Genomic DNA, 25,781 nt, shown 5'->3' with positions numbered 1-25,781 from the left:
TCTGACTGCAAAAAGCAGTATTGCCCGTCTCCTGCAACTGAAAACGGAATTAAATGCAGGGTTTAACATGAGGTAACTGTGAGTTTTCTTAACGAAAGAGAGGAAATCGTCCTTAAAACAATTATTGAGGAGTTTGTGCAGAGCAACGAGCCTGTCGGTTCACGTTTTATTTCCAAAACAGGACCGCTTAAGCTTGGACCTGCGTCCATACGAAACATTATGAGCGACCTTGAAGACAAGGGATTCATAATGCAGCCGCACACATCCTCCGGACGTGTCCCCTCTGACGAAGGATACAGATACTACATAGACAAGCTTGTAACATTTGATGCGGATAAAGAATCGATAATAAGCAGCCTGAGAGCAGACTGCGGCGCAGATAACATCAACGGTGTGCTTAAGAAGATCAGCGACAGCCTCGGCAAACTGACAAGCTCAGTAGGGTTTGTTATATCACCGAAACTGAACACTATGCTGCTGAAACACATAGAGTTTGTACGGCTGAGTTCAATAACCGTACTTGCTGTGATAGTTGCGCGTACAGGCATAGTGCATAACGTTATGATAGAGGTTCCGACGACAACCACAGAGTCAGACTTAGTACAGGTGAGCAACTACCTTAACGCTCACTTTGAAAACAAAAGCCTGATGGAAGTTAAGTCCGAAATAGTAGAAGAGATGAAAGACGATAAGCGGACGATGGATCATCTTTTTCAGAACGTATCATCCATGGCTGAAGCCGTATTTGCCAAAAGCAGCGGCGACTCGGATATTTTTATGAGCAGTGCATCCGGCATACTTGACTTACCGGAATTCAGCGATGTATCCAGACTTAAAGGGCTGCTCGGAACTTTTGAAGAGAAGAAATTTATCTTTGACATTCTGGACAAATGCCAGAACGAAAAAGGTGTAAATATATTTGTCGGAACAGAGATAGGAAGAGAGGAGATATCCGAACTGGGGCTTGTGACAAAAACATACTCCAGAGGGGGAAATGTTGTCGGGATGCTCGGCATCATTGGACCAAAAAGGATGAGATACTCTGACGTGATCTCTGTCGTGGACTGCTCTGCGGAGATAGTCACTGACATTCTAGGGAAATTTTTAGAGAGCAAGTGAGGAAATAGATGGAAGAGATTAAGGACGAAAAGGGACAAAATCCCGAAGACGAAAACTCTGAATCTGCGGAAACGGAAGAGAAAGACGAGATAACTGTTCTTCAGGAACAGAACATGCGCCTTCTTGAGCAGCTTAATGAGGCGAAAGAGAATGAGCTTCGCACCATAGCAGATCTGGAGAATGTCCGTAAAAGACTGGTCAAGGAATTTGATGATAAACTCAAATTTTCCAACCAGAACCTTATTGCAGGGCTTTTCCCTGTTATGGACAACTTCGAGACCTCTCTGGATCATATCAACCCTGATAACCCAGTGGAATCACTGAAACAGGGGGTGGAGCTTACGCTTAAGCAGATGCGTGAAGTTCTGGAGAAGAACGGTCTGGAGGAGATAGAGCTGAACATCGGCGACGAGTTCAACCCGCTCTATCACGAAGCGCTTATGGTAGACAATGACGACAATTATAAAAACAACGCAGTGCTGATGATACTGCAAAAGGGTTACAAACTGCACGGCAGGGTTGTCCGCCCTTCAAAAGTTAAAGTGAATAAGAAAAGTTAATGATCTGCAGTAAGCAGAAAATTTCTGGATATTAGTAAAAAACATAGATAAAAGGAGATAATTTTATGGCTACTAAATCTCAAAAAGTTATAGGTATCGACCTTGGTACTACAAACTCCTGTGTAAGCGTTATGGAGGGTGGTAAACCAAAGGTTATCGCGAACTCTGAGGGAACACTTACCACTCCTTCAGTTGTTGCATTCACTGACACAGACAAACTTGTCGGTCAGCTTGCAAAACGTCAGGCTATCACAAACCCTGAAAATACCATCTTTTCCATCAAAAGACTGATCGGTAGAAAAGTTGACGGTCCTCAGGTTAAAAAAGCCAAAGACATCCTCCCCTACAAAATCGTTCCCTCAGACAATCAGGACGCATGGGTTGAGGTAAAAGGTAAAAAATACGCTCCGCAGGAGATATCAGCAATGATCCTTCAGAAGCTGAAATCCACTGCCGAGGACTATCTTGGTGAAACAGTTACTGAAGCTGTTATCACTGTTCCTGCTTACTTTAACGACGCACAGCGTCAGGCTACTAAAGATGCCGGTAAGATCGCCGGACTGAATGTTCAGCGTATCATAAACGAGCCTACAGCCGCTGCACTCGCATATGGTCTGGACAAAAAGAATGATGAGAAAATCGCTGTATACGACCTTGGGGGCGGTACATTCGATATATCCATCCTTGAGCTCGGCGACGGGGTATTTGAGGTTAAATCCACTAACGGTGACACATTCCTTGGTGGTGACGACTTTGATATGCGCGTTGTTGAATGGCTTATTGGCGAGTTCAAAAAAGAGAACGGCATTGATCTTAAAAATGACAAAATGGCTCTTCAGCGTCTTAAAGAAGCTGCTGAAAAAGCTAAACACGAGCTTTCAAGTGCGGGCGAAACAGAGATCAACCTTCCGTTCATCACAGCAGATGCATCCGGTCCTAAACACCTTGTGGTAAAACTTTCCAGAAGCAAATTTGAGTCACTTGTCGGCGACCTTGTGGAAAGTTCTCTTGAGCCTTGCAAAAAAGCACTGAAAGACGCAGGTGTAGCCGCAAGCGAGATTCAGGAAGTTATCCTTGTAGGTGGTATGACAAGAATGCCTCTCGTACAGAAACGTGTTAAAGAATTCTTCGGTAAAGAACCTCATAAAGGTATTAATCCTGATGAAGTGGTTGCTGTCGGTGCTGCTATTCAGGGTGCTGTTCTTGCCGGCGACGTGAAAGACGTACTCCTTCTGGACGTTACACCTCTTTCCCTCGGTATAGAAACACTCGGCGGTGTAATGACAAAAGTCATTACAAGAAACACAACTATCCCTGCACGTCAGTCTCAGGTGTTTACAACTGCTGCTGACAACCAGACATCTGTTACTATCAGTGTCCTTCAGGGTGAACGTGAAATGTCTGCTGACAACAAATCAATCGGACGTTTCGACCTTGTGGGTATCCCCGCTGCACCACGCGGTATTCCTCAGATCGAAGTTACTTTCGACATAGATGCAAACGGTATTCTCCATGTTTCCGCTAAAGATCAGGGAACAGGCAAAGAACAGTCCATCCGCATCACCCCTACAAGCGGTCTCTCTGATGAAGAGATTGATCAAATGGTAAAAGATGCAGAAGTGAACGCTGAGGCAGATAAGAAGAAAAAAGAGCTTGTGGAAGTTAAAAACCAAGCCGACACACTTATCTACTCAACAGATAAATCTCTGACAGAGCATGGTGACAAAGTTGACGAAGCAACTAAAAAATCTATCGAAGAAGCACTTCAGGAACTTAAAGATGCCAACACAGGCGAAGATCCGGAAGTTATCAAAGCAGCTATAGATAAGCTGACTCAGTCTGCTCACAAACTAGCAGAAGAGATATATAAAACTGCTCAGGCTGAAAATGCTGCAAACGCTGAAGGCGGAGCAGATGCCGGTGCTGACTCCGGCGAAGAAAAACCTGCTGACGACGTAGTCGATGCAGAATTCGAAGAAGTAAAGGACGAAGACAAAAAATAATCCTTTAAATCATAGATTTTGTGGGCGGTGTATCCTTTTACATCGCCCTTTTTCTTGAAATTTAATCCAGGTGGGCTATACTCGCCACTGCTGAAATATGCAGAAAGGGTAGACTGCCCTTCTCGACTAGCTTTCAAAACTACGGGGAAATATAAATGTCCAAAGATTATTACGAATCACTCGGCGTTAAAAGAAACGCCACAGAAGCAGAACTTAAAAAAGCATACCGCAAACTCGCAATGCAATACCACCCGGACAGAAATCCTGGGGACAAAGCCGCCGAAGAGAAATTTCGTGAAATAAACGAAGCTTATCAAGTACTTTCAGATGGTACAAAACGCGCACAATATGACCAGTACGGTCGTGTTTTTGACGAAAACGGCGGATTCAGCAGTAGCGGAGGCGGAGGCAACTTCGGCGGGGAAACCATTTTTGAAGAATTCTTCGGTGATGTCTTTGGCGACTTTTTCGGCACAACCGGCAACACTAAACGCAAACGCAGACCCCAGAAAGGTCAGAGCATCCAGTATGATATGGACATAACATTCATGGAGGCAGCATTCGGTGTCGAAAAAGAGATTGAGATTCCAAAAACAGAAAATTGTAAACGATGTGACGGTTCCGGTGCAGAACCAGGAGCAATGGAAACATGCCCGACATGTAACGGTTCCGGTACTGTTCAGCGCAGGCAGGGACTTTTTGCTATAAGCACACCTTGCTCAAACTGCGGGGGAACAGGGCAGGTAATCAAAGAAGTATGTACCGAGTGCAAAGGTGCAGGTACACATAGGGTAAAAAGTAAAATTAATCTCAAGATACCAGCAGGAATTGAAAGTGGCATGACACTGCGGGTGACCGGTAAAGGGAACGCAGGGATGAACGGAGGTCCTTCAGGGGATCTTTATGTCGAGATAAACGTTATAGAGCATGACTTCTTCCGCAGAGACGGACGAGACATATTTGTAGAGCTTCCAATATCCTTTGTGGATGCAGTGCTTGGAAAAGAGCTGGAGATATCCACGCTGGAAGGCAAAGAAAAACTCGAAATCAAAGCCGGAACACAACCGGGCGACAGAATCGTACTCAAAGGGAAAGGCCTGCCGGATGTTCAGGGCTACGGTATAGGGAATATGAACATAGACATAAAAGTTCTGTTACCTACTAAGCTTACTAAGGAGCAGAAGGAACTTTTACAGAAATTTGACGGTGCCACCACTGATGATAATTATTCAACTCACAAAACTATATGGGACAAAATGAAAAACTTCTTCAGCTAGGCAGCCGGCATTAAGTTAATATATTTTTAATTATAATCAGCATCCCAAGTGAAAGGGTGAGCAGACCAACTATCTTTTTTGAGCTTTTCCTCTTTCATCTTCTAATATATTTAGAGACTGTAAATCTGAACTTCTCAGGTTACAGTCATGGTCTGACGTTATGTCTGTTGTGTTTTTCAGCCATTTATAATATAAATCAAACATACAATAGTTAGAGGTAGATCGATATGTCTGAAAAGATGTGGGGCGGAAGATTTTCACTGCCCACTGACAAGTTTGTTGAAGAATTCAATGCGTCTGTTCACTTTGATAACAGATTTTATAAATATGACATCAAAGGCAGCATAGCACACGCTAAAATGCTGGCAAAGCAGGAGATAATCTCTACGGAAGACCGTGACAGCATAATAAAAGGGCTGAATCAGGTTTTGCAGGAGATAGAAACCGGTAAGCTTGAGTGGAAAACAGAGGACGAGGACATCCACATGGCCGTTGAAAAACGCCTGACGGAGCTTGTCGGCGACGCAGGAAAACGTCTTCATACAGCGAGAAGCAGAAACGATCAGGTCGCTGTTGATTTCCGGATGTATCTCAAAGCTGAAATTATTGAAATTCAGGCACTCATCGCAGAACTTCTCAACACTCTGATGAAAAAAGCAGAAGCAGAACATGAAGTCATGATGCCGGGATTCACCCACCTTCAGACTGCGCAGCCTATACTCTTCGCACATTGGGCAATGGCTTACTTTCAGATGATCAAAAGAGATTTCTCAAGATTCGCAGACTGTCTGGAACGTATGGATTTCTGTCCTCTCGGGGCGGGAGCACTTGCGGGGACAACATTTAACATAGACAGGCACTTCACAGCAGCAGAGCTCGGATTCAAAGCTCCCACGGAAAACAGTCTCGACTCTGTTTCCGACAGGGATTTTGCGTTAGAGTTTCTGGCTGCGTGTTCGATATGCCAGATGCATCTTTCAAGGTTTTCAGAAGAGCTTATAATTTACTCTGCATCAGAGTTCAGCTTTATTGAGCTTTCTGACGACTTCTGCACTGGCTCATCAATCATGCCTCAGAAGAAAAACCCCGACATGCCGGAGCTGATCAGAGGCAAGACAGGACGTGTTTACGGCAGCCTTATCAGCCTGCTCACCACTATGAAGGGACTTCCGCTGGCATACAACAAAGATATGCAGGAAGACAAAGAGCCTGTTTTTGACGCCGTGGATACTATTAAGGCATCACTGAAGATTTTCTCTCCGATGGTTGAAAAGATGACGCTCAGAAAGGACAAAATGGAAAAATCAGCAGGAAACGGATATTCAACTGCTACAGACCTCGCTGACTACCTTGTACGCAAAGGAGTTCCTTTCCGCCAGTCTCACCATATAGTCGGTTCTGCCGTTGCATACGCCATTGAAAAAGGCGTTGACCTGAGCGAACTTTCTATGGATGAATTTGCAAGATTCACCGACGTTATCACCGATGACATCTATCAGTATATAACTGTCAGAGCCTCTGTTAACAGCAGGGTCGCTTACGGCGGTACTGCGGAATCCTCTGTAAAAGAACAGATCAAAAGCGCAAAGAAGTTTTTAAATGAAATATATTAGCCTGCTTTTTGCAGCCCTTCTGATACTTACAGCCTGCGGAAAGAAGACTGACCCAATCCCTAAGGAGTCTCTGGAGAATGTCCAGTACCCGAAGAGCGTAATTGTAAAGGCACAGCCGGAAGGTTTTTTTATCGCGAATAACGAAAAAGCATTCCTTATAGTCGAAAAAGCAGATTTTGTCGGCTCTGAGTGCTCGTCCTACTCCAGGCTGAAAGTTCTCACTCCGGGTGAGGACTTCATAGACACTGATGTTCAGCCGGATCAGGCATACGTTTACAAGGTTACAAAAAAGACTATCAAATATAAACTGCTCTCAGCGCCAAGGCTTTACCCTGTTGTTTTCTCTATCCCGCCTGTTGTACAGGATATAGAAGTGACACAGGACGATGGTGCGGTAATTCTGGATGTAACCCCAAGTTCTGATTTTATCCGTATGGACATATATTCCGGCGGAAAAAGTATTGTCCAGACTGGCTACACAACAGCGAAAGCAGAGCAAAAAGATATTGTTAACAATAATGTGGAGATATCTCTTATGGATTCCTACGGAAACAGAGGAGAAAGATTTCCAGTCAGCATTCTACCTGAGACCAAACCGGAACCTTTGCCTGAGATAACAGGACTCACCGCCGTTTTTATAGGCGGGGCAGCACGCATTGTGTGGGACAGCGTAAAAGGTGCAGCATCATATGAAACAAAAGTGTGCAACGATGTTTCATGTGAAACTATCACAACCGCAGTTCCATACGCAGTATATGAGAAAGAGTTTGACAACTGCATCGATATAACTGTAAATGCTCTTAACACAAAGCTGCGCTCAACCACTGCCAGCTACAGATTTTGCAAATAATAAGGATACAAATATATGTTTACAGTCGGAATTATCGGCAGACCAAACGTTGGTAAATCAACACTTTTTAACAGACTCGCCGGCAAACGCCTTGCGATAGTCGATGACATGCCTGGTGTTACACGTGACCGCATTGAGTTCACTACTGAATGGGAAGGCGAAAAATTCCGCATAGTGGACACTGCCGGTTTTGACCTGAAAGAAGAACTCGTAAAAAAAGAGATGCAGCAGCAGTTTTACTCTGCACTGGACGAAGCGGATTACTTTATACTCATGGCTGACGGAACGGAAGGCGTTCACCCGCTGGACGAAATAGTTATAGACCTGCTCCGTCATAAAAATAAACCATTCCAGCTCGTAGTGAACAAAGTCGACTCTGACAGCAAAGAGGACTTCATATATGACTTCTACCGCATGGGAGTCGAGCATATAATTGCAATAAGCGCCTCCCACGGACGTAACGTAGACATGCTTCTGGACGAAATAATAAAATTCATACCAGAGGGGCACGACACTACGGACCCGTATGAGGGACGCATAAAAATTGTCGTCACAGGACGCCCTAATGTAGGTAAATCCAGCATGATAAATAAATGGCTGGGAGAGGAACGTCTTATCGTTACTCCTATACCAGGCACAACCCGTGACGCTGTGGATACTTTCTTTGAGCTGGACGGCGACAAATATGTTCTCATTGATACTGCCGGCATACGCAAAAAGAAGTCGATGTTCAAAGACAAAATAGAAAAATACGGCTATTACCGCTGGAAGGATGCTGTTGAACGTGCAGATATTTCAGTATGCCTTATAGATGCTGAAGAGGGCATCACAGAGAGAGACGTAAAGGTCATAGCAGACACATGGGAAGCAGGCAGACCTGTTATCCTTGTGGTCAACAAATGGGATCTAATCGAAGATAAGGACGACGCTGCTAAGGCTTTCCTTAAAGATGTCGATTATAAGCTTCAGTTCCTGAATAATCCTTCGATGATTTTTACTTCCACCATCACAGGGAAAAATATCTATAAAATATTCAAAGCTGCAAAAGACCTTTACATAGAAGCATCAAAGCGTATCGGCACCCACAAGCTTCAGCAGATTATCGAAGAAGCCGTTTACAGACATCAGCCGCCTGTGGTTAAAAATAAGCGTATCAAATTCTACTACATAACTCAGGTGAGCATACTCCCCCCTGAATTTGTAGTTTTCGTAAACTATCCCGACTCTGTGCATTTTTCCTATCAGCGTTTTCTTGTGAACCTCGTAAGAGAGTATCACGGTTTCTCCGGAGTTCCGGTCAGAGTCCATCTGAGAAAACGTGGAGAGACGAAAGGGGAAAATATGCGCGATGAAGTAAAAAACAGTTAATTAAATTAAAAGAGCGCAGTCTTAAAACTGCGCTCATAGTTTTTCTTATCTATTGTACTGCTCATATATAATCGGTTCGTAGCCGTATATCTGGTGCCATATTATATCAGTCCCCTTCTCTTCTCCGGATTCATACGTCAGCACTGCTTGCGCATCTGCCACACCATCAGAGTTATAATCATCCTCAACTTTAACAATGTTTCCGTTATCGTCATAAGTAAATGTTCTTATCCGGTCTGTCACAGAATCCGAATCATTATCATAAGCTATCGCCAGCAGGTTATCATCGCTGTCATAGCTGTAGGTAACAGTTTCTTCATCATCTCCTGTAGTAACAGCCGTAAGGAGCATTTCAGATGCTGAGAATGTGTAAACAGTGGTCTCATCAAAGATGCCGTCACCATCATCATCTTCCTCTTTTTGTGTAGGCAGCCCGTCAGAATAGGTATACACAATGCTATTGTCCAGAACATGCCCCGGTTCATCATATTCGTCGATTCTGGTTATCAGTCCGTCTGCATCAGAAGTATAAACAGATGTAAAATCAATAGTGTTATCTCCATCGTCATCGCTCGAAGAAGCAGAAAGAACACCATTACTATCATAAGTATAGGTTATGATATCATCAATGGTGTCATTTTCATTGTCAGTTATTAAAATTTCTGTACGGTTGCTGTCTGCATTATAGGTATAGTCGTAAGTCTCATAAAGAGTTGATGAATCATCTTTAAAATATTCCACCTTCGAAGCATATCCATCCTCGTTGTAAGAAATCTCATACGACCTTACTATTGTTCCAGATGCGTCCGCTTTTCCAATTCCGGTTGTTTTAGGTAATGAAGAATACTCGTCAACTTTAACCAAACGGTAAGGTCCGGAGTCACGGTCACTGGAACTCCCGCCGCAAGCAACAATCAATGCCATCAACGGCAGCAATAATAATTTTCTCATAATCTCTTCTCCTCTTCAATTTCTATAGACACACTTAAGATATTTTAACATTTTTTCATCGTTTTTTTAATCCTCATTTTTGACTTAAGCTCAGAAAATTTATGTTTAAATGCGCTCTGATTAACTTATGGGTGGAATTATCCGATAAGTTGTAATATAAAAGTTAACTTGTACTCTTTTTGCGTCGCAACAAAAAGAAGTTTAAAAAAACGGGCAAGCCCCGAATAACAAAGGTGTAAAACATGCGCTATGACTTAGCAAAAAGCGGAAACGGACTCACATACGAAATCCGCAACATTGTAACAGTAGCTAAGCTGCTGGAGAAACACGGTGTCGAGATATGTTACGAAAATATCGGCGACCCTGTGGCAAAAGGCGAGATCATTCCCGACTGGATGAAAGATACCATCGGGGACATAGTTAAGAATCATGACCTCTCTTTTGCATACTGCTCAACAAAAGGTGTCGAAGAAGTGCGCCAGTATCTGGCTGATAAAAATAACGCCAGAGGCGGGGCACAGATCACAAAAGAAGACATCATATTTTTTAACGGACTTGGCGACGCAATAGCGCGAGCGTATAGCTCAATCAGAGTGGATGCGAGGATAATGCTCCCCGAACCCACTTACTCTACACACCTTCTGGCGGAAGTGCTTCACGCATCCTACCCGCCTAATACATATAGAATGAATCCTTATAATAACTGGCGTCCGGATCTCAACGAGCTGGAGCGAAAAGTACGAAGCTCTCATTCTGTAGTCGGGATACTTGTTATCAACCCCGACAATCCGACGGGATATGTCCACACAGTCGAGGATTTACACCGTATTGTTGAGATAGCCAAAGAGTATGAGCTTATGCTTGTATTTGATGAAATTTATCACAATATGGTCTACAACGGTCACAAGACTCCTGCACTAGCTGACATCATCGGTGATGTACCCGGTATATCTATGAAAGGCATATCAAAAGAATACCCTTGGCCTGGCGCAAGATGCGGCTGGATGGAAGTTTATAACGCAGATAAAGACGAGCAGTTCGCCAGATTTGTAAACGCCATACTAAACCAGAAGATGTCTGAGGTGTGCTCCACAACTCTCCCTCAGCTATCTATACCGCACATAATGGAACATGACGAATACCCTGTTTATCTCGGAGAGAGACTGAAGCACTATGAGAAGCTCTCTAACATAGCCTACAACATACTTAAGGACTGCCCTTACGTAGTTGTTAACCGCTCTAACGGTGCTTTCTATATGTCTGTGGTATTCAATGAGGCCGTACTCTCTGACAAGCAAAAACTGAACATAGAAATTAACGAAGTAAGAAATATAGTTGAGGACCTCACATCCGGACGCATAGAGATGGATAAGCGGTTCACATACTATCTTTTGGGTGCAACAGGTATATGTGTTGTGCCGCTCACATCATTCTTTACTTCTACTCCCGGGTTCAGGATGACACTGCTTGAGAAAAATGTGGAGAAGTTTGAAAATATGGTTCAGACACTTAAAAAGAAAATCGTTGAGTATGTAGAATCCGGTAAACAAAACAGCTAAACCAGCAAGCGGCGGGCTTTCGAGTCCGCCTTTTTTATGAAGTTCCCTCTAGTTCTCTCGGAGAAGTTCCTCTATCTTTCTTACCAGTTCTTTCAGCATAAGCGGCTTTATCATCACAACATGATCTTCCTCGTCGAACCCCTCTTTCCTGTGTGCTTCGCCTACGTATCCTGTGGTAAAGATAAATTTCTGTCCGGGTTTTATCGCTATCATCTCTTTATATGCGGTTATACCGTTCATTACGGGCATCACAATATCTGAGATAACCATATCTATTTCAAAACTTCGCTGTTTGAATATCTCCACGGCTTCCTTACCGTTTACTGCTTCATAAACTTTATAACCATATACATCCAGAGCGTGGCTCAGGCTCTCTCTTACGATCTTTTCATCTTCAACAAGGAGTATTGTAATATTCTCTGAAGAATCTTCAATCTCTGCCTCTGCACAAGCAGCTTCCGGTGTCTGATCTGTGACAGGAAGTTTGATCACAAATTCAGTCCCCTGCCCGGGTTCGCTGAAGCACTCAATATATCCATGATGCCTTGTTATTATATCGGTAACGATGTATAGACCAAGTCCTGTCCCCTTCCCTGCCTGTTTGGTTGTATAGAAAGGCTCAAATATCTTATCAAGAGTTTTCTGGTCTATGCCGCAGCCGTTGTCTTTCACGCTTATAACTGCGTACTCAGCAAACCCCCCTGCAGATTTCTCGTCGCTGACCATTGTTTTATCAGTGGTAATAACAAGCTTCCCTTCCGCCTCAATAGCATCACGGGCGTTTGTGGCGAGATTTATTATTACCTGCTCAAGCTGAACAGGATCTCCCATGATATTAATATCTTCTTCCATCAGTTTCAACTCAAGCTCTATACGGCTTCCTATAACCATTGTCAGAAATTCTCCGACAGATTTCACCAGGGTATTAACACTTACTGCCCTTTCCGCTTCCATCTGCTTCCGGGAGAAAGTCAGAAGGTTCTTAGTCAGCTCCCTTGCCCGCACAGTCAGCTCTGATATCTTTTCTGCATAAACGTAAAAACGGCTGTCTTTATCCATCTTCCGCTTCATAATGGATGAAAAACCGCCTATAGCTGTCAGCATATTTGTAAAATCGTGTGCAATACCACTTGTCAGCTCTCCTACTGTTTCCATCTTTTGAGCGTGGAGAAGCTGGCTTTTTATGCGTACCCGTTCGGTTATGTCCTCTTCAACAATGACTATATTAGTAACAGTGTTAAGATCAGAATAAACCGGCGACATTGACCCGAGGACAATATATTCCTCTCCGTTATGCCCTGTCTTCTGATATTCTCCTACCCAGCTTTCGCCACGTCTGCACCTATCCAGAGCATTGAAAAACTCTTTCCCGCTGCTTTCATACATTTTCTGCTCAGTAATATCTTTCCCAATCATAAATGCTTTGCTGTTTCCAGCGGTAGTGATTTGTTTCTTATTGAGATAGATTATGCAGAAATCTGAATCTGTCACTGTAACAGCAGACGCACTGGCATCAATAGCTTTGTTAAGAACAAATGCATGCTGTTTTGCACTTTCCTTCTCCGTGCTGTCGTGAACAATGACAAGGATGGCTGTTCCGCCTTCTGTTTCTGCCGTTTGGAAAATTGCTTCTGCTGGGTATTTTGTACCGTCTTTCCTTATAAAGCGAGTATGGAGCATAACCCGCCCCTGCGCTTCCCTCTCCTCTGCTTTCAGAGGCAGACCTTCCTCTGTGATATCATGTATATTTTTACCGTCAAGTTCCTGCATATCATAGCCAAGATTACTTAGAGCCTTTTTATTGGCAAATTTGATCTTATGGCTTTCACCGCCAAGGACATAAACCTCGTCCTCTGCGGACTGAACAATATTCATAAGTTCTTTGATTTCCTGTCGTGCCTTCTTCCCTGCCTGCACTTCTTCATAGGCTTTTGTCTCTCTGCGTATGACAGGAGCAAGACGTTTCATGTTATCGAGAGTGATATAATCATCAGCACCGACAGCAAGTAATTCTGCGGCAGCATCCTGTTTGTCTTTTTCAGTGATTATGATAAACGGCAGGTCGCTGTCAATGCTCTTCTGAGCATCTATAGCCTTAACGATAAGATTATGTCCAAGTTTGTAGTCAGCAAAGCACATAGAGATATTGCCTGCTTTCACTTCTCTTTCCAGACAGGAATACCCCTCGCACAGTTTAATCTTGATAAGAATCTTCTGCGAGCGGAGATAGCTGACCACCGCCTCTTTGAGTTTACGGTTTTCAGTAAGAAATAGTATGTGTTTAACTTTTTCAGGGCTCATACTAAAATATAAACCCTATGGGTTGAACTTTACAAGTGATTATATCTGTTAATTAAAGTTCGTCTTCAAATTCTCTGAATCCGAATTTTTTAGACAGAACTCTGGCAGCTTCCGTAACTATCGGCGCCACAACTTCGCGAACATGCTCCATCTCCATTCTTTCAGACGGTGCAGAGACACTTATCCCTGCTATAACATTCCCCATAAAGTCTTTGATAGGCGCACCTACACATCTTACACCAAGCTCATACTCTTCATTATCAAGAGCGTACCCTTGTCTTTTGATCTCCGAAAGTTCTTCTTTAAGCTCATCAAAGCTGCCGACAGTATTAGGTGTTATTTTTTCAAAGTCCCCTGAGTAAAGCTTTTCAAGCTCTAAAGCGTCATAATAAGCAAGCTGCGCTTTTCCTGTTGCAGTGGCATATGCAGGCCCTACGTTACCTATTCTGGGGAGTACACGTACTGCCTGCTCTGTCTCAATGACATTAAGATAAACTACATTTCCGTCACGAAGAACACTAATATATGCTGATTCATTTGTATCATTTTTAAGCTGCTGAAGAACCTGAATAGAAATTTCTATAATATTCAACTTATTTATATATGCTTGTGAAATCTGAAATGTTTTGACCCCTAGCCTAAAGTTTCCAGTATATCTGTTGTGTTCGACATAACCGAGCAGTTCCAGAGTAGAAAGAAGCTTGTTAACATTACTCCTTGTGAGATTCAGGTCGCTGACAATATCAGTTATGCTGAATTCGTGATCCTGCTCACCGAGAAGTTCTAGTATATCTATTGCGTTACTGACAGCCTGTACAGCGTATTCAGATTTTTCCCTTTTCATAAAAACTCCCTAGTAGCGGTACTATACAGAACATAACACCGTTTACTTTGCAGAAATTTGGTCTAATGACTAATATCATTACAAAAAATACTAATTACGTCAATAGCATTTTTTTTCATAAACTTTAAATAAAACAAAAGTTTCAAAATGTAAACACAATTTTTGTTTAGTCTATGGAAATTAGTTAGCAATCACCACTAATAGTACATGCATAATTAAAACTATCCAGCATAATTTCATTAAATGAACCTACTTTGATGCCCAGAGCCTTAAAGTGTTCATCCAGCATAATGATATTATCTTTTTCATAGTCTTCTATAGTTTTAAGAATTTTCCCAAGCATCCCTTTATGGCTAATTACAGCATCTTTTATCTCTGTATCTAAATTAAACTCTTTCATAACGTCTTCTTTAGTCTTGTTAAAGACTGCGTCCATCAGCGACATCAGCCCCACAAGATATGCTTCACCTGCCTTGTCCGGAGCAACATGCCCTTTTACACAGATATTTTCCATAGCTCGTGCGCGAATTTGCGCTGTCATAAGGAGTGGATTATCAAAGCTATCCATACCCGGACCTGCGTATAATATCAGATATAACCACTTGGTTAGATTTTCCCTTCCGAGAAGCGCCATAGCATGTTTTATTGACGTTATATGCCCTTTGGTAAAAAAAGCTGCGGAATTCATGAATTTCAGTAGATTAATATATAGATCAGGATAATTTTTAATAACTTTTTCCAGCGCTGATGCTTCTGCATCTTTTTTAAGCATACTGATCAGCTGCAACGTCGCTGCCTTAGAAGGATCAACAGATTTTGACGAAATAGTGACAGGCTTGGCAAAAAAGTATCCCTGAAACAGGTCAAAACCTAATTCCCGGCAAAACTCATAATCTGCCTGCGTTTCGACTTTTTCAGCAAGCAACTGTGCCCTAAGTCTTTTAAATATCTGCATATTTACTTTGAGATTTTCTTTGTTACAAAGCATATAATCAACTTTTATGACATCTACCATAGTAAACAGCCGACTGAACATTGCGTAATATTCTTTTGACAAAACCATATCGTCCAGTGCAAATCTATATCCCTGCTCCTGATAAAATTTAATTTTTTCTATCAGTTCATCAGTGACCTTAGTTGTTTCGAGGATCTCGATTACAAAGTTATCTTTCGGGAGAATGTCCAGCGTTCCTTCAAGTATGATATGTTCGTCTACGTTAATAAATCCAAGCTTTCCACTTAGAAGAGTCCCCAGTCCGATATTCTGTATTGCGTTTATAAGCACTCTTGCCGTCGCAGATGAATTGTCCAGGATTTTGGCTGTAACTTCACCTGCCTGCCTGAAAAGCAGTTCATAAGCGTATATATGCCCTCTGGCATCAAGTATTGGCTGTCTCCCGATATAAAACTCTTTGTTCATAACTTCCCGTCAGTATTTGCCTTATTACATAGCGATTCATTTCCGACGTAAGTATAAGTTCTTTTGGATATAACATAAAAGGTATTTTTCCCATATCCCCGCACTATACCTGTTTCAGAGGAGAACCACTTCTTCCTGTTGTCATAAAAAATTTAAACTAAGTATGCTTATTCCATGCAGTTTTCACTTATTAGCTGTCTACTCTCGTCAATTCCTTGTGTTCCAAACTGCATACATATATTATTGTGTAACATATTATACCAAACAAGGAGCACTTTATGTCATCCGATGTATTTTTTTCAACTATAGACAGCAAAAAACATAAAAGCCCTCTTTTAAAAGTCAAAAAACTTATTAACAGATGCGCTCCAGAGAAATTCTTTTCCAAGAATGAATTAATAGCAGTTAAGACGCATTTCGGCGAGATGGGTAATACTGCATTCCTGCGTCCTGTTTTTCTTCGACCTGTCATTGAAAAACTTAACAATATCGGTGCAAAGCCCTTCCTCACTGATACCAATACCCTTTACGTTGGAATGCGGACAAATAGTGTTGATCACCTTTACAACGCAACCATGAACGGGTTTAACTATTCTACTCTGCAAGTTCCTGTGATCATCGCTGACGGACTCCGTGGCGACAACTCTACTGAAATAGAGATTAACGGAGATATCCTTTCCAGTGTTAAACTCGCGGCTGACATCGCCACTGCCGACGGCATGTTTGTCGTTTCACACTTCAAAGGGCACGAAGTTACAGGTTTCGGCGGTGCTATTAAAAATATCTCTATGGGTTGTTCATGCAGACAAGGTAAGCTTGATATGCATTCTGACTCCAAACCCGGCATTTTTGCCGACAAATGTACCTCTTGCGGAAGATGCCTGAGCTTTTGTGCGTCAAGCGCCATAGACATGAGCCCCAAAGCAACCATTAATGAGAACTGCTCCGGATGCTCCATGTGCATCAGTGTGTGCCCGCAAGCTGCTATCTATATAAACTGGAACGCTTCCTCTGCATCAACCCAGTCAAAGATGGCTGAATATGCATCCGGTGTCGTCAAGGCTCTCAAAGGAAAGATCATTTATTTAAATATTATAATGTCTGTCTCACCCGCCTGCGACTGTTACCCCGGCAACGACAGACCTGTAGTTGGTGATATAGGATTTGCTGCTTCAACTGACCCGGTAGCCCTCGACAAAGCCTGTCTTGATCTTGTCTGTAATGCATACGGCGGGACTGATCCTTTCAGAGAACGCTATCCGGAAGTTGATTCTGATATACAGCTTTCTCATGCTGAAAAGATGGGAGTCGGAACCAAAAAATATAAACTGATAGAAGTCCAGTAACTCCTACGCTTTATACAAAAAATCCCCGGCACTTTTCTACCGGGGATTATACATTTCATTTATCTTTTTTCGTAACTTTTTAATTTACCAGTTTCCTTATCTTTCTTGTGGTTACTATTTTGTATGCTTCCGTGTCTCTATCCATTGTGCCTTCATCCATATTCTTTATCCCTGTCAGATAGTCAGCGATAAATGACGGGTTTTTCAACCTCTCCATAAAGACCACAATATCATGCCCAAGCATATCTTTCACCGCAGGCAGTTTTGCATAGTCGTCGTAGTACTCCTGATTAAACTGCTCAACATTGGCTTTGCTGAGTAGCAGAACTTCTGTGACAACATACGCCCCTCTGAAGTATTCTGCATATTCTGAGCTGAAAAATACTTTACCAAACCCGTCCACTGCACACGCTATGACAGTCTTGTCCGGTTTATCAGAATAATAGCGCAAAAATGGAACTACTTTTGCAAGCTGCTCCTGTGAACCGCCAACAGCAAAAGATATAGTAGTATCTTTCCCTGCTTTCTCTTTAATAGTGCTCAGCGTTGTCTGAAAATTAGGGTCTTCTATGTCAAACATATATATTTTTACATCAGAATTTTTAAATTTATCTTCTATCTCAAGCGCCTTCTGGTAAAGCTCTTTAGTATACCCAAGCACAATGGTGGTACCGCCGTTCAGCATCGCAAGGTTCGCGGCTTCTTCAAAAACTTTGTCCATCTCAATTGCAAACTCATACATTGTGGTATCTGATGTCAGAATTTTCGACCCTACGTCCAGCGAAAAATCATAATCATCCCTCACTCCTGTGAAATCAAGCTCGACATCCACTCCAAGCTTGCTGATTGTGTATAGCATGGCATCTATCAGTTTAGGATCTTCCTCTGCTGATTTCACATTGAGCACTATCTTTTCCATCAGGTTCCCGTCAGGCTCTTTGACAGATGATTCATCAACATGTTTTGGCTCTTCAAAAATTTCTATTTCAACAGGTGATTCACCAGCTATGTTGTCAGAAAGTGCACACCCTTTGAGGTCACCGTCAATAACTGCCCTCTTCTCCTGAGCACAATAATGTCTGAAAACTTTCTGTGCCACGGGATCCATCTCTATGCTTTGCAGATATTCACCCTCTTTGTCTATAACATCTATGTCATTCATTTTGTAACCGGCATCATATAGCCAAAGATGACCTGATACTCTTGTAAACCTGTCTAGATAGCTGTCGTCAAGGTTTTCCTTTATCATGCGAAAACCCTGCTCAACATCTCCGCTGCGGACATAGTGACGCCCAAGAATCAGCCCCGCTGTCTTTGCAGCAGAGATATCATCTGATTGCATCATCTCTTTCATTTTACGGATATCTGAGCGGGTGAGGTTCTTAACAGCATAATATTCTCTGTTGAAGAGCCTTACGGGTTCCTGTTTCTCAATCTGGAACTGTTCAGCGCAGCCTGTCATTATCAGCAGAGCTGCTAAGAATAGTATAAGTCCTCTGAATCGGCGTATCATATCTGACATTTATAAACTCCAGTCTTTTCTTTTCCAAAATACTCTGTGCGGCTGCAAGTTCGTCTTTCACATTTTCGCCTTTATAAAGCACCCACACACAGTCTTTATCGGCTAAATTCATAGTATATTTAATCATTTGTTCCACTTTAGCCACGCCACGCGACAAAATAGTGGAAAACTTTCTATTTTTGATGTCCTCGCTTCTGGATGTTATCACCTCAACGTTTGTGAGTCCAAGCTCTTTAACAGCGTCTTCGAGAAATCTGCATTTTTTCGCCACACTGTCCACAAGCGTAAAGTTCAGCTCCGGATACATTACCGCAAGAATAACCCCCGGGAATCCTCCACCAGTACCAATATCTCCAATCTTACCTTTTAACAGATGCTTCTTCTCAGTAAAGAGGAGAAAACTATCCAGTACATGTTTTGTATAGAATGAATCTTTATCTTTTATAGCAGTAAGATTCAACGTTGCATTTATATGCATATCATAGAATTTCTCTATCCTTTCCAGCATTTCATCAGTAAATTCAAAATAACTTTTTATCATTTTTTACCTGTTATATATATATGCAGAAGGCTGACCGCAGCAGGAGTCATACCTTTTATACGGCTTGCCTGCCCTAGTGTCTGGGGTCTGATTGTGTTTAGTTTTTCGATATATTCCCTGCGAAGTCCCTGTATGTCATCATATCTGATATCATCCGGAAGTTTTACATTCTCTGTTCTGTTAAATTTTTCTATCTCTTCCTTCTGCTTATTCAGATAACCTTCATATTTTACTGCTATCTCCACCTGTTCAGATATTTTTTCATCATCTGTGCCGCCAAACATTTTTTTAATGTCTGCATATGTCAGTTCTGGTCTGCGCAGTATCTCTTTTGCGTTAGTTTTTGTTCTGGGCGCAATATTGTATTCAGCCAGTATCTCCAGATTATCCTTAGAAGGTGTAATCTCAAAATTGTTTAGTCTACTAAATTCGTTCTCAAAGGCTTCTTTCTCTTTCTGAAACCTTTCATACCTTGTTTTCGATATAAGACCGAGATCGTAACCCTTTTCCAGCAGACGATATTCTGCATTGTCCTCTCTGAGCCACAGCCTGTATTCCGCTCTTGAAGAAAACATTCTATAGGGCTCATCTACCCCTTTATTCACAAGGTCATCGCACATCACACCGATATAGCTTTCGTCCCTTTTTACTATAAACGGTTCTTTGCCGTCCACTGCAAGCACAGCGTTAATACCTGCAACAAGCCCTTGCGCCGCAGCCTCTTCGTATCCACTGGTTCCGTTGAGCTGACCTGTAAAATAAAGACCTTTAACGTGCTTAGTCTCCATAGTCGGATGCAGTGCGGTGGGCTGAACAAAGTCGTACTCTATAGCATATGCGGGGCGTACAAATTCTACTTTTTCAAGCCCGGGCACTGATCGGTACATCGCAATCTGTACATCAATAGGCAGTGAGGAGGAAAATCCATTTGCATAGTATTCCCTCGATTTCAGGCCTTCAGGTTCAAGAAAAATCTGGTGTCTGTCCTTATGAGGGAATTTTTTTACTTTATCTTCTATAGAAGGGCAATATCTCGGGCCTATTCCCTCAATGATCCCACCGTAAAGTGGCGACCTGTGCATATTTTCTCTTATTATATTATGGGTATTTTCATTTGTATAAGTGATAAAGCATGGAACCTGCGGTAGTAATATCTCCTTTGTCTCAAAAGAGAATGGTTTCGGGGGATTATCTCCTCCCTGCTCTTCCAGCTTACTAAAATCTATAGTCCCTACATCAAGCCTTGCAGGTGTGCCTGTCTTCAGCCTTTCTGTTTCAAATCCCAGTTTATGCAGCGATGTTACAAGATTTATAGATGCAAATTCATTCATTCGTCCGGCGCTGTAGTGACTGTCACCGATGTGAATCAGTCCCTTAAGGAACGTACCAGTTGAAAGAATCACTTTTTTTGCTTTATACAGCATACCTGTGTCGCTCACGACACCAACAACTTCACCACTTTCGGCTTCTACACCCTCAACCATCCCCTGTTTCAGATCAAGTGAGCTTTGCTGCATAATGACCTGAAGCATCCTCTGGCGGTATAGCTCTTTGTCTGCCTGCGCTCTGCTGCTGCGTACTGCCGGACCTTTCTTCATATTCAGCACTCGGAATTGTATCCCTGTTTCGTCAGTGTTTTTTGCCATCTCACCGCCGAGGGCATCTATATCTTTAACAATATTACCTTTTGCAAGTCCGCCTATTGCAGGGTTACAACTCATTTGTGCCAGAGACTCCACAGAGATCGTAAAAAGCAATGTATCAGCACCCATCCTTGCAGATGCAAGAGCAGCTTCACACCCGGCATGCCCTGCCCCAACTACAATAACGTCATATGTCTTCCCATACGTAAGCATAGTCCACCTATAATATCGAATGTTTCACGTGAAACATAAACATTTCCACAATTTTTAAAATAATTTATTTTCCAATACAGAAGTTATCAAAAATATTTGATAAAACATCCTCTGTATATGATAAACCTGTAATTTCAGACAATAACCTAAGGGAGGAATTCAGTTCATATTCAAAAATATCAAAATCTATTTCAGAATATTCAATTAGTTTTTCCACAGAAGTTAAAATTTGGTCAAAATAATGTTTTTGACGCTCAGTCACCATAACGGACTTACCAAAAACATCAGCATCCGACAAGGAAACTTTTGCAGCGCACATGTTTAGAAAAACTTTCATATTTTTATCATGTTTTACAGATACGTGACAATCCACATTGTCCAGATCGAGTATATTCTGAGAATCACACTTATTAACAACTAAAAGTCTGTCCATCCCTTCTGTGATACTTAAAACATTCTCATCTTCGTGGTTCAGCGGGAGGGAATTGTCCAGAAGGACAACAACAAGGTCAGCGTCATTAATGAGTGAAACAGTCTTCTCTATCCCTGCCTTTTCAATAGCATCATCAGTAAAGCGCATCCCCGCAGTATCCACAAGTGATACGGGAACACCATCCAGCACGAATGAGCTTTCAATATAGTCTCTCGTAGTTCCTGCAACCTCTGAAACTATCGCCCTATCCTCTTTTAAAAGGTAATTCATAAGAGAGGATTTACCTGTATTGGGCTTTCCTACAATCGCTATACGGTAGCCATCTCGTAAGACTTTGTGTGTCGTGTATGATCTGAGGATTTCAGAAACAGAGTCTCTGAGAGTTTGCAGGTTATTGAATACGATATTTTCGTGTGCTTCTTCGATATCTTCTTCAGGGAAATCTATATGTGCCTCGATAACAGTAAGAATATTGATAAAAATATCCCTTATGCCTTCAACTTCCTTGCGCATAGAGCCTTTCAGCTGGCTGTAAGAGTAGTCTATTCCACGTTTGGTTTTAGAGTCGATAAGTTCGGCAACAGATTCTGCCTGAGTAAGGTCAATCTTACCGTTTATAAAAGCCCTCTTGGTAAACTCTCCCGGCTGAGCACCACGGAAACCTAGCTTTTCAAAATCTGCAAATGCGGATGAAACTATCAGTGGATTTCCATGAAAGGATATCTCTACAACATCCTCTCCGGTATAAGATGCGGGTCCTTTGAAGTATGTGACAAGCACATCATCATTTACAGACCCGCTGTATTTGGTATGTATAACTCTTTTGTCTTCCAGCCCTTCTGCGCCAAGCAATGACAGAACATCAAGCGCATCTGAGCCGGAGATGCGGACAACAATAACTGCTGATGTTATCAGCGGACTCAGTGCCGCATATATGGTTTCCATTTAAAGTGTAGCTTCAAAAGCCTTCAGTGTGTTGTCAAGGAGCACAGCGATAGTCATAGGACCGACACCACCGGGAACAGGTGTAATGTAGCTCGCTTTTTTTGATACTTCCTCAAATGCAACGTCACCGACAAGTTTTCCGTCAACCCTGTTGATGCCAATGTCTATGACAACAGCACCCTCTTTAACATGATCAGCAGTGACAAACTCCGGCTTACCAAGAGCCGCAACGAGAATATCTGCCTGACGTGTTATCTCTTTCAGGTTCTGCGTATATATATGGCATGTTGTGGTGGTGCTGTCTGCACGGAGCAGAAGCGCACTCATAGGTCTGCCGACAATATTGCTGGCACCTATCACAACGGCATGTTTCCCTCTGGGATCTATATTATATTCATCGAGTATCATCATACATCCGGCAGGAGTACATGGGTAAAGCCCCTCTTCCCCCGAATACATAAGCCCCACATTAAAAGGATGAAAACCGTCTACATCCTTTTCTGGAGCTATGGCGTATATAACTTTTTTCTCATCTATATGCTTCGGCAGAGGGAGCTGGACAAGTATACCGTGAATGGTGTCGTCTTTATTATACTTCTCCACTGCTGCAAGAAGCTCCTCTGTTGGAGTATTCTCCGGCATGCGTATAACAACAGACTTGTAGCCAGCTTCGACACACGCTTTATTTTTTGCATTTACATAAATATCACTGGCAGGGTCTTCGCCCACAAGAAAAACTGCGAGCCCAGGTCCTCTACCATGCTTACTTTTATAGTCAGCTACCTTAGTCTTCAGTCCCGCCCTGACCTTCGCTGCCAGTGCCTTCCCGTTCATTATTGTCGCTGTCTTCATGAATTGTCCCCTCTTTTATTACTGCAAATGCTATAATATCGTCATCTCCGGTATCCATAAGCTTAACACCCATTGTGTCCCTGCCCATTTTTGAGATACCCTGAACCTCTGTTCTGATTGTTTTAGCAGACCTTGTGATAATCATCACGTCGTCATTGTCAGTTACCTGCTTGGCTCCGACCACAAAGCCAGTTTTAGGGCTGACACGGCAAAGTTTCAATCCCTTACCGCCTCTTGTCTGAACCCTGTACTCGTCAACAGGGGTACGTTTTCCGTAACCTGCTGATGTGACAGAAAGAATATAAGGAGCTCCGGTAAGAACCTCCATACTCATCAGTTCATCTCTAGCCTCTAGTGTAATCCCTCTCACACCGCTTGTACTTCTGCCCATTGGTCTGGCATCTGTTGAAGAAAACTGAATTGTCTTACCTGCTTTAGTGGAGAGAATCACAGTGTCTTCGTCGGTAGTGATATCTGCTGTGAGAATTTCATCACCGTCACGAAGTTTAATTGCTACTATGCCGCTTCGTCCGCTTTTGAATTCCTCAAGGCTAGTCTTTTTAATAGTACCGGATTTAGTAGCGAAAAAGAGGTATTTACCATCTGTTTCAGCCGGCAGAGCAAGCACTGAAGCTACGAATTCTTCCGGTTCCAGAGTGAGCAGGTTAGATATGTGTCTCCCTTTTGCGTCTCTCTGCGCCTCCGGCAGTGCATAAACCTTAAGATAGTGTACTTTACCTGTGTTGGTAAAGAACATCAGCCTTGTGTGGTTTGTAGTCACTATCAGACGTTCTACAAAGTCCTCATCCTTGCTGCCAGCGCCGGTCTTACCTTTACCGCCCCGCTTCTGTGCGACATAGCTTGAAAGAAGAGTAGCTTTTATATAACCATTATGGGTCATTGTCACTACTTTTTCATTATTAGGAATCAGGTCTTCGTCTTCGAACTCAGTAAGCCCGGGAGCTATCTCAGTTCTTCTGTCGTCACCGTATTTATCAAGTACATCCTGAAGCTCATCTTTTATGACAGACATCATTACAGAACGGTTCCCAAGGATGCTTTTATAATATTCTATGTCTTTAAGAATGTTTTCGTACTCTTCTTTAAGTTTTTCAATTTCCAGACCTGTGAGCTTCTGAAGTCTCATTTCAAGGATTGACTGAGCCTGAATTTCTGTAAAACCGAATTGAGCACAAAGGTTTGCCTTAGCAGCAGGAGTATCTTTAGAAGCTTTGATTGTTTTAATTACTTCGTCGATGTTTTCAACAGCTTTGATAAGACCTTCTAAAATATGAAGCCTTGCCTCAGCCTTTCTAAGAAGAAATTGCGTTCTTCTCGTTACAACGGTCACTCTGTGTTTCAGGAACTCTTCAAGTATTTCTCTGAGAGAGAGTGTTTGTGGTTTACCGTCAACAATAGCGACCATATTAAAACCGAAAGATGTCTGCAACTGGGTGAATTTATAAAGTCTATTGAGCACCACATCGACATTTTCACCTTTTTTAAGCTCGATAACTACCCTTATGCCGTCTTTATCGGATTCATCTCTAAGGTCTGTGATACCTGTTATCTTCTTCTCCTGAACAAGGTCAGCGATCTTTTCGATCATTGAAGCCTTATTCACAAGATAAGGTATCTCACGAACGATAATTACAGGCTTGCCTGTTTTAGTCTCTTCTATAAGGACTCTGGCTCTTATTGTAATAGAGCCCCGCCCTGTCCTGTATGCGGTCTGAATATCTTTGCTGCCCATGATAATACCGGCAGTGGGGAAGTCAGGACCTGAAACGTGACGGAGGATACCTTCAGTGTCGTATCCCGGCTCGTCAATCATATAATTAAGAGCACTGATTATCTCTGTAATGTTATGCGGAGGGATATTGGTTGCCATACCAACAGCAATACCGCTGGTACCATTTACAAGAAGGGCTGGAATTCTGGTAGGCAGAACAGTAGGTTCAACCATAGTGCCGTCATAGTTTTCAGAGAAATCCACAGTATCTTTATCAAGGTCTGCGAGGAGATCATCAGAAATCTTTGAAAGTCTGATCTCTGTGTACCTCATGGCAGCAGCAGAGTCGCCGTCAACAGAACCAAAGTTACCCTGACCATCCACAAGAGGATACCTCAGAGAGAAATCCTGCGCCATACGTACGATGGTATCGTAAACAGCAGAATCACCATGCGGGTGAAACTTACCTATAACGTCACCGACTATACGTGCGGATTTCTTATATGCTTTGTTATAATGTACTCCCATCTCGCTCATAGAAAAGAGTGCACGTCTGTGAACAGGTTTCAGACCGTCACGGACATCAGGGAGCGCACGTCCGATAATAACGGACATTGCGTAGTCAAGATAACTATTCTTGACAGATTCTTCTATACTAATATCAATTGTTTTACTTGTATCAGACATCT

At 42.5% G+C, this 25,781-nt stretch carries 19 protein-coding genes; 9 read left to right on the top strand and 10 right to left on the bottom strand.

Translation table 11 applies throughout. From position 1 onward, the window contains the following. The first annotated feature begins 78 nt into the window (after positions 1 to 78). The 7 genes from hrcA (at position 79) to der (ending at position 8,790) form a co-directional block, all read left to right on the top strand. The gene (hrcA, locus tag DACET_RS14585; protein WP_013012127.1) at positions 79 to 1,119 is read left to right on the top strand and encodes a heat-inducible transcriptional repressor HrcA; all 1,041 of its coding nucleotides are present in this window, start codon (positions 79 to 81) and stop codon (positions 1,117 to 1,119) included. 8 nt (positions 1,120 to 1,127) lie between these two features. Further along, the gene (gene grpE / locus DACET_RS14580) at positions 1,128 to 1,679 is read left to right on the top strand and encodes a nucleotide exchange factor GrpE (protein ID WP_013012126.1); all 552 of its coding nucleotides are present in this window, start codon (positions 1,128 to 1,130) and stop codon (positions 1,677 to 1,679) included. A gap of 65 nt (positions 1,680 to 1,744) precedes the next feature. After that, entirely contained in the window at positions 1,745 to 3,682 is a 1,938-nt protein-coding gene (gene dnaK / locus DACET_RS14575; RefSeq protein ID WP_013012125.1) for a molecular chaperone DnaK, read from the top strand. Positions 3,683 to 3,837: 155 nt separating this feature from the next. Next, complete coding sequence (gene dnaJ / locus DACET_RS14570; RefSeq protein WP_013012124.1) at positions 3,838 to 4,959, top strand: molecular chaperone DnaJ; 1,122 nt, start codon at positions 3,838 to 3,840, stop codon at positions 4,957 to 4,959. Between the two features lie 227 nt (positions 4,960 to 5,186). Continuing rightward, positions 5,187 to 6,572 carry an argininosuccinate lyase gene (gene argH / locus DACET_RS14565; RefSeq protein ID WP_013012123.1) on the top strand — a complete coding sequence of 462 codons (1,386 nt, stop codon included), beginning with the start codon at positions 5,187 to 5,189 and terminating at the stop codon, positions 6,570 to 6,572. Then, complete coding sequence (locus DACET_RS14560) at positions 6,559 to 7,422, top strand: hypothetical protein (protein ID WP_013012122.1); 864 nt, start codon at positions 6,559 to 6,561, stop codon at positions 7,420 to 7,422. Before argH ends, DACET_RS14560 begins: the two co-directional genes overlap by 14 nt. Positions 7,423 to 7,437: 15 nt before the next feature. Further along, a complete protein-coding gene (gene der, locus DACET_RS14555; protein ID WP_013012121.1) occupies positions 7,438 to 8,790 on the top strand; it encodes a ribosome biogenesis GTPase Der in 1,353 nt (450 codons plus the stop codon). A gap of 45 nt (positions 8,791 to 8,835) precedes the next feature. Here the strand turns inward: der and DACET_RS14550 are convergent, their stop codons facing one another. After that, complete coding sequence (locus DACET_RS14550) at positions 8,836 to 9,741, bottom strand: hypothetical protein (protein ID WP_013012120.1); 906 nt, start codon at positions 9,739 to 9,741, stop codon at positions 8,836 to 8,838. Positions 9,742 to 9,983: 242 nt separating this feature from the next. Here DACET_RS14550 and DACET_RS14545 point away from each other — a divergent pair, with 242 nt between their 5' ends. Beyond that, complete coding sequence (locus tag DACET_RS14545) at positions 9,984 to 11,300, top strand: pyridoxal phosphate-dependent aminotransferase (protein ID WP_013012119.1); 1,317 nt, start codon at positions 9,984 to 9,986, stop codon at positions 11,298 to 11,300. 48 nt (positions 11,301 to 11,348) lie between these two features. On the opposite strand, the gene DACET_RS14540 is transcribed toward DACET_RS14545, so the two are convergent. The 3 genes from DACET_RS14540 to DACET_RS14530 form a co-directional block, all read right to left on the bottom strand. Continuing rightward, positions 11,349 to 13,601, bottom strand: coding sequence for a hybrid sensor histidine kinase/response regulator (locus tag DACET_RS14540; RefSeq protein ID WP_013012118.1), 2,253 nt, complete (start codon positions 13,599 to 13,601; stop codon positions 11,349 to 11,351). A 52-nt stretch (positions 13,602 to 13,653) separates the two neighbouring features. After that, the gene (locus DACET_RS14535; RefSeq protein ID WP_013012117.1) at positions 13,654 to 14,445 is read right to left on the bottom strand and encodes an IclR family transcriptional regulator; all 792 of its coding nucleotides are present in this window, start codon (positions 14,443 to 14,445) and stop codon (positions 13,654 to 13,656) included. Between the two features lie 184 nt (positions 14,446 to 14,629). Continuing rightward, positions 14,630 to 15,865 (bottom strand): EAL and HDOD domain-containing protein, encoded by a 1,236-nt coding sequence (locus DACET_RS14530; RefSeq protein WP_013012116.1) that lies wholly within the window; start codon positions 15,863 to 15,865, stop codon positions 14,630 to 14,632. Positions 15,866 to 16,143: 278 nt separating this feature from the next. Here DACET_RS14530 and DACET_RS14525 point away from each other — a divergent pair, with 278 nt between their 5' ends. Beyond that, positions 16,144 to 17,211, top strand: a complete 1,068-nt coding sequence (locus DACET_RS14525; protein ID WP_013012115.1) for a DUF362 domain-containing protein — start codon at positions 16,144 to 16,146, stop codon at positions 17,209 to 17,211. 79 nt (positions 17,212 to 17,290) lie between these two features. Here DACET_RS14525 and DACET_RS14520 read toward each other — a convergent pair whose 3' ends face one another. The 6 genes from DACET_RS14520 to gyrA form a co-directional block, all read right to left on the bottom strand. Continuing rightward, positions 17,291 to 18,733, bottom strand: a complete 1,443-nt coding sequence (locus DACET_RS14520; protein ID WP_148214199.1) for a hypothetical protein — start codon at positions 18,731 to 18,733, stop codon at positions 17,291 to 17,293. After that, on the bottom strand, positions 18,657 to 19,274 hold the full coding sequence (gene rsmG / locus DACET_RS14515) for a 16S rRNA (guanine(527)-N(7))-methyltransferase RsmG (protein ID WP_013012113.1): 618 nt from the start codon (positions 19,272 to 19,274) through the stop codon (positions 18,657 to 18,659). The genes DACET_RS14520 and rsmG overlap by 77 nt, the downstream gene beginning before the upstream one ends. Further along, positions 19,271 to 21,130, bottom strand: a complete 1,860-nt coding sequence (gene mnmG, locus DACET_RS14510) for a tRNA uridine-5-carboxymethylaminomethyl(34) synthesis enzyme MnmG (protein ID WP_013012112.1) — start codon at positions 21,128 to 21,130, stop codon at positions 19,271 to 19,273. Before mnmG ends, rsmG begins: the two co-directional genes overlap by 4 nt. 64 nt (positions 21,131 to 21,194) lie before the next feature. Further along, positions 21,195 to 22,508: a tRNA uridine-5-carboxymethylaminomethyl(34) synthesis GTPase MnmE gene (mnmE, locus tag DACET_RS14505; protein WP_013012111.1), complete on the bottom strand. Its 1,314-nt coding sequence runs from the start codon at positions 22,506 to 22,508 to the stop codon at positions 21,195 to 21,197. Beyond that, positions 22,509 to 23,360, bottom strand: a complete 852-nt coding sequence (gene folD, locus DACET_RS14500; RefSeq protein ID WP_013012110.1) for a bifunctional methylenetetrahydrofolate dehydrogenase/methenyltetrahydrofolate cyclohydrolase FolD — start codon at positions 23,358 to 23,360, stop codon at positions 22,509 to 22,511. Next, positions 23,293 to 25,779: a DNA gyrase subunit A gene (gene gyrA / locus DACET_RS14495; protein WP_013012109.1), complete on the bottom strand. Its 2,487-nt coding sequence runs from the start codon at positions 25,777 to 25,779 to the stop codon at positions 23,293 to 23,295. The genes folD and gyrA overlap by 68 nt, the downstream gene beginning before the upstream one ends. Between the last annotated feature and the right edge of the window lie 2 nt (positions 25,780 to 25,781).

It is taken from the genome of Denitrovibrio acetiphilus DSM 12809 (assembly GCF_000025725.1).
Taxonomy (GTDB): domain Bacteria; phylum Chrysiogenota; class Deferribacteres; order Deferribacterales; family Geovibrionaceae; genus Denitrovibrio; species Denitrovibrio acetiphilus.
This window is presented reverse-complemented; position numbering and strand designations above follow the sequence as displayed.

Bases quoted from the DNA above. Each gene is read 5' to 3' on its own strand.
- DACET_RS14535 (WP_013012117.1), bottom strand. From the start codon at position 14,445: ATGAAAAGGGAAAAATCTGAATACGCTGTACAGGCTGTCAGTAACGCA.
- argH (WP_013012123.1), top strand. From the start codon at position 5,187: ATGTCTGAAAAGATGTGGGGCGGAAGATTTTCACTGCCCACTGACAAG.
- dnaK (WP_013012125.1), top strand. From the start codon at position 1,745: ATGGCTACTAAATCTCAAAAAGTTATAGGTATCGACCTTGGTACTACA.
- mnmG (WP_013012112.1), bottom strand. From the start codon at position 21,130: ATGCTTACGTATGGGAAGACATATGACGTTATTGTAGTTGGGGCAGGG.
- mnmE (WP_013012111.1), bottom strand. From the start codon at position 22,508: ATGGAAACCATATATGCGGCACTGAGTCCGCTGATAACATCAGCAGTT.
- grpE (WP_013012126.1), top strand. From the start codon at position 1,128: ATGGAAGAGATTAAGGACGAAAAGGGACAAAATCCCGAAGACGAAAAC.
- folD (WP_013012110.1), bottom strand. From the start codon at position 23,360: ATGAAGACAGCGACAATAATGAACGGGAAGGCACTGGCAGCGAAGGTC.
- DACET_RS14525 (WP_013012115.1), top strand. From the start codon at position 16,144: ATGTCATCCGATGTATTTTTTTCAACTATAGACAGCAAAAAACATAAA.
- DACET_RS14560 (WP_013012122.1), top strand. From the start codon at position 6,559: ATGAAATATATTAGCCTGCTTTTTGCAGCCCTTCTGATACTTACAGCC.
- DACET_RS14545 (WP_013012119.1), top strand. From the start codon at position 9,984: ATGCGCTATGACTTAGCAAAAAGCGGAAACGGACTCACATACGAAATC.
- DACET_RS14550 (WP_013012120.1), bottom strand. From the start codon at position 9,741: ATGAGAAAATTATTATTGCTGCCGTTGATGGCATTGATTGTTGCTTGC.
- DACET_RS14530 (WP_013012116.1), bottom strand. From the start codon at position 15,865: ATGAACAAAGAGTTTTATATCGGGAGACAGCCAATACTTGATGCCAGA.
- DACET_RS14540 (WP_013012118.1), bottom strand. From the start codon at position 13,601: ATGAGCCCTGAAAAAGTTAAACACATACTATTTCTTACTGAAAACCGT.
- der (WP_013012121.1), top strand. From the start codon at position 7,438: ATGTTTACAGTCGGAATTATCGGCAGACCAAACGTTGGTAAATCAACA.
- dnaJ (WP_013012124.1), top strand. From the start codon at position 3,838: ATGTCCAAAGATTATTACGAATCACTCGGCGTTAAAAGAAACGCCACA.
- rsmG (WP_013012113.1), bottom strand. From the start codon at position 19,274: ATGATAAAAAGTTATTTTGAATTTACTGATGAAATGCTGGAAAGGATA.
- gyrA (WP_013012109.1), bottom strand. From the start codon at position 25,779: ATGTCTGATACAAGTAAAACAATTGATATTAGTATAGAAGAATCTGTC.
- DACET_RS14520 (WP_148214199.1), bottom strand. From the start codon at position 18,733: ATGTCAGATATGATACGCCGATTCAGAGGACTTATACTATTCTTAGCA.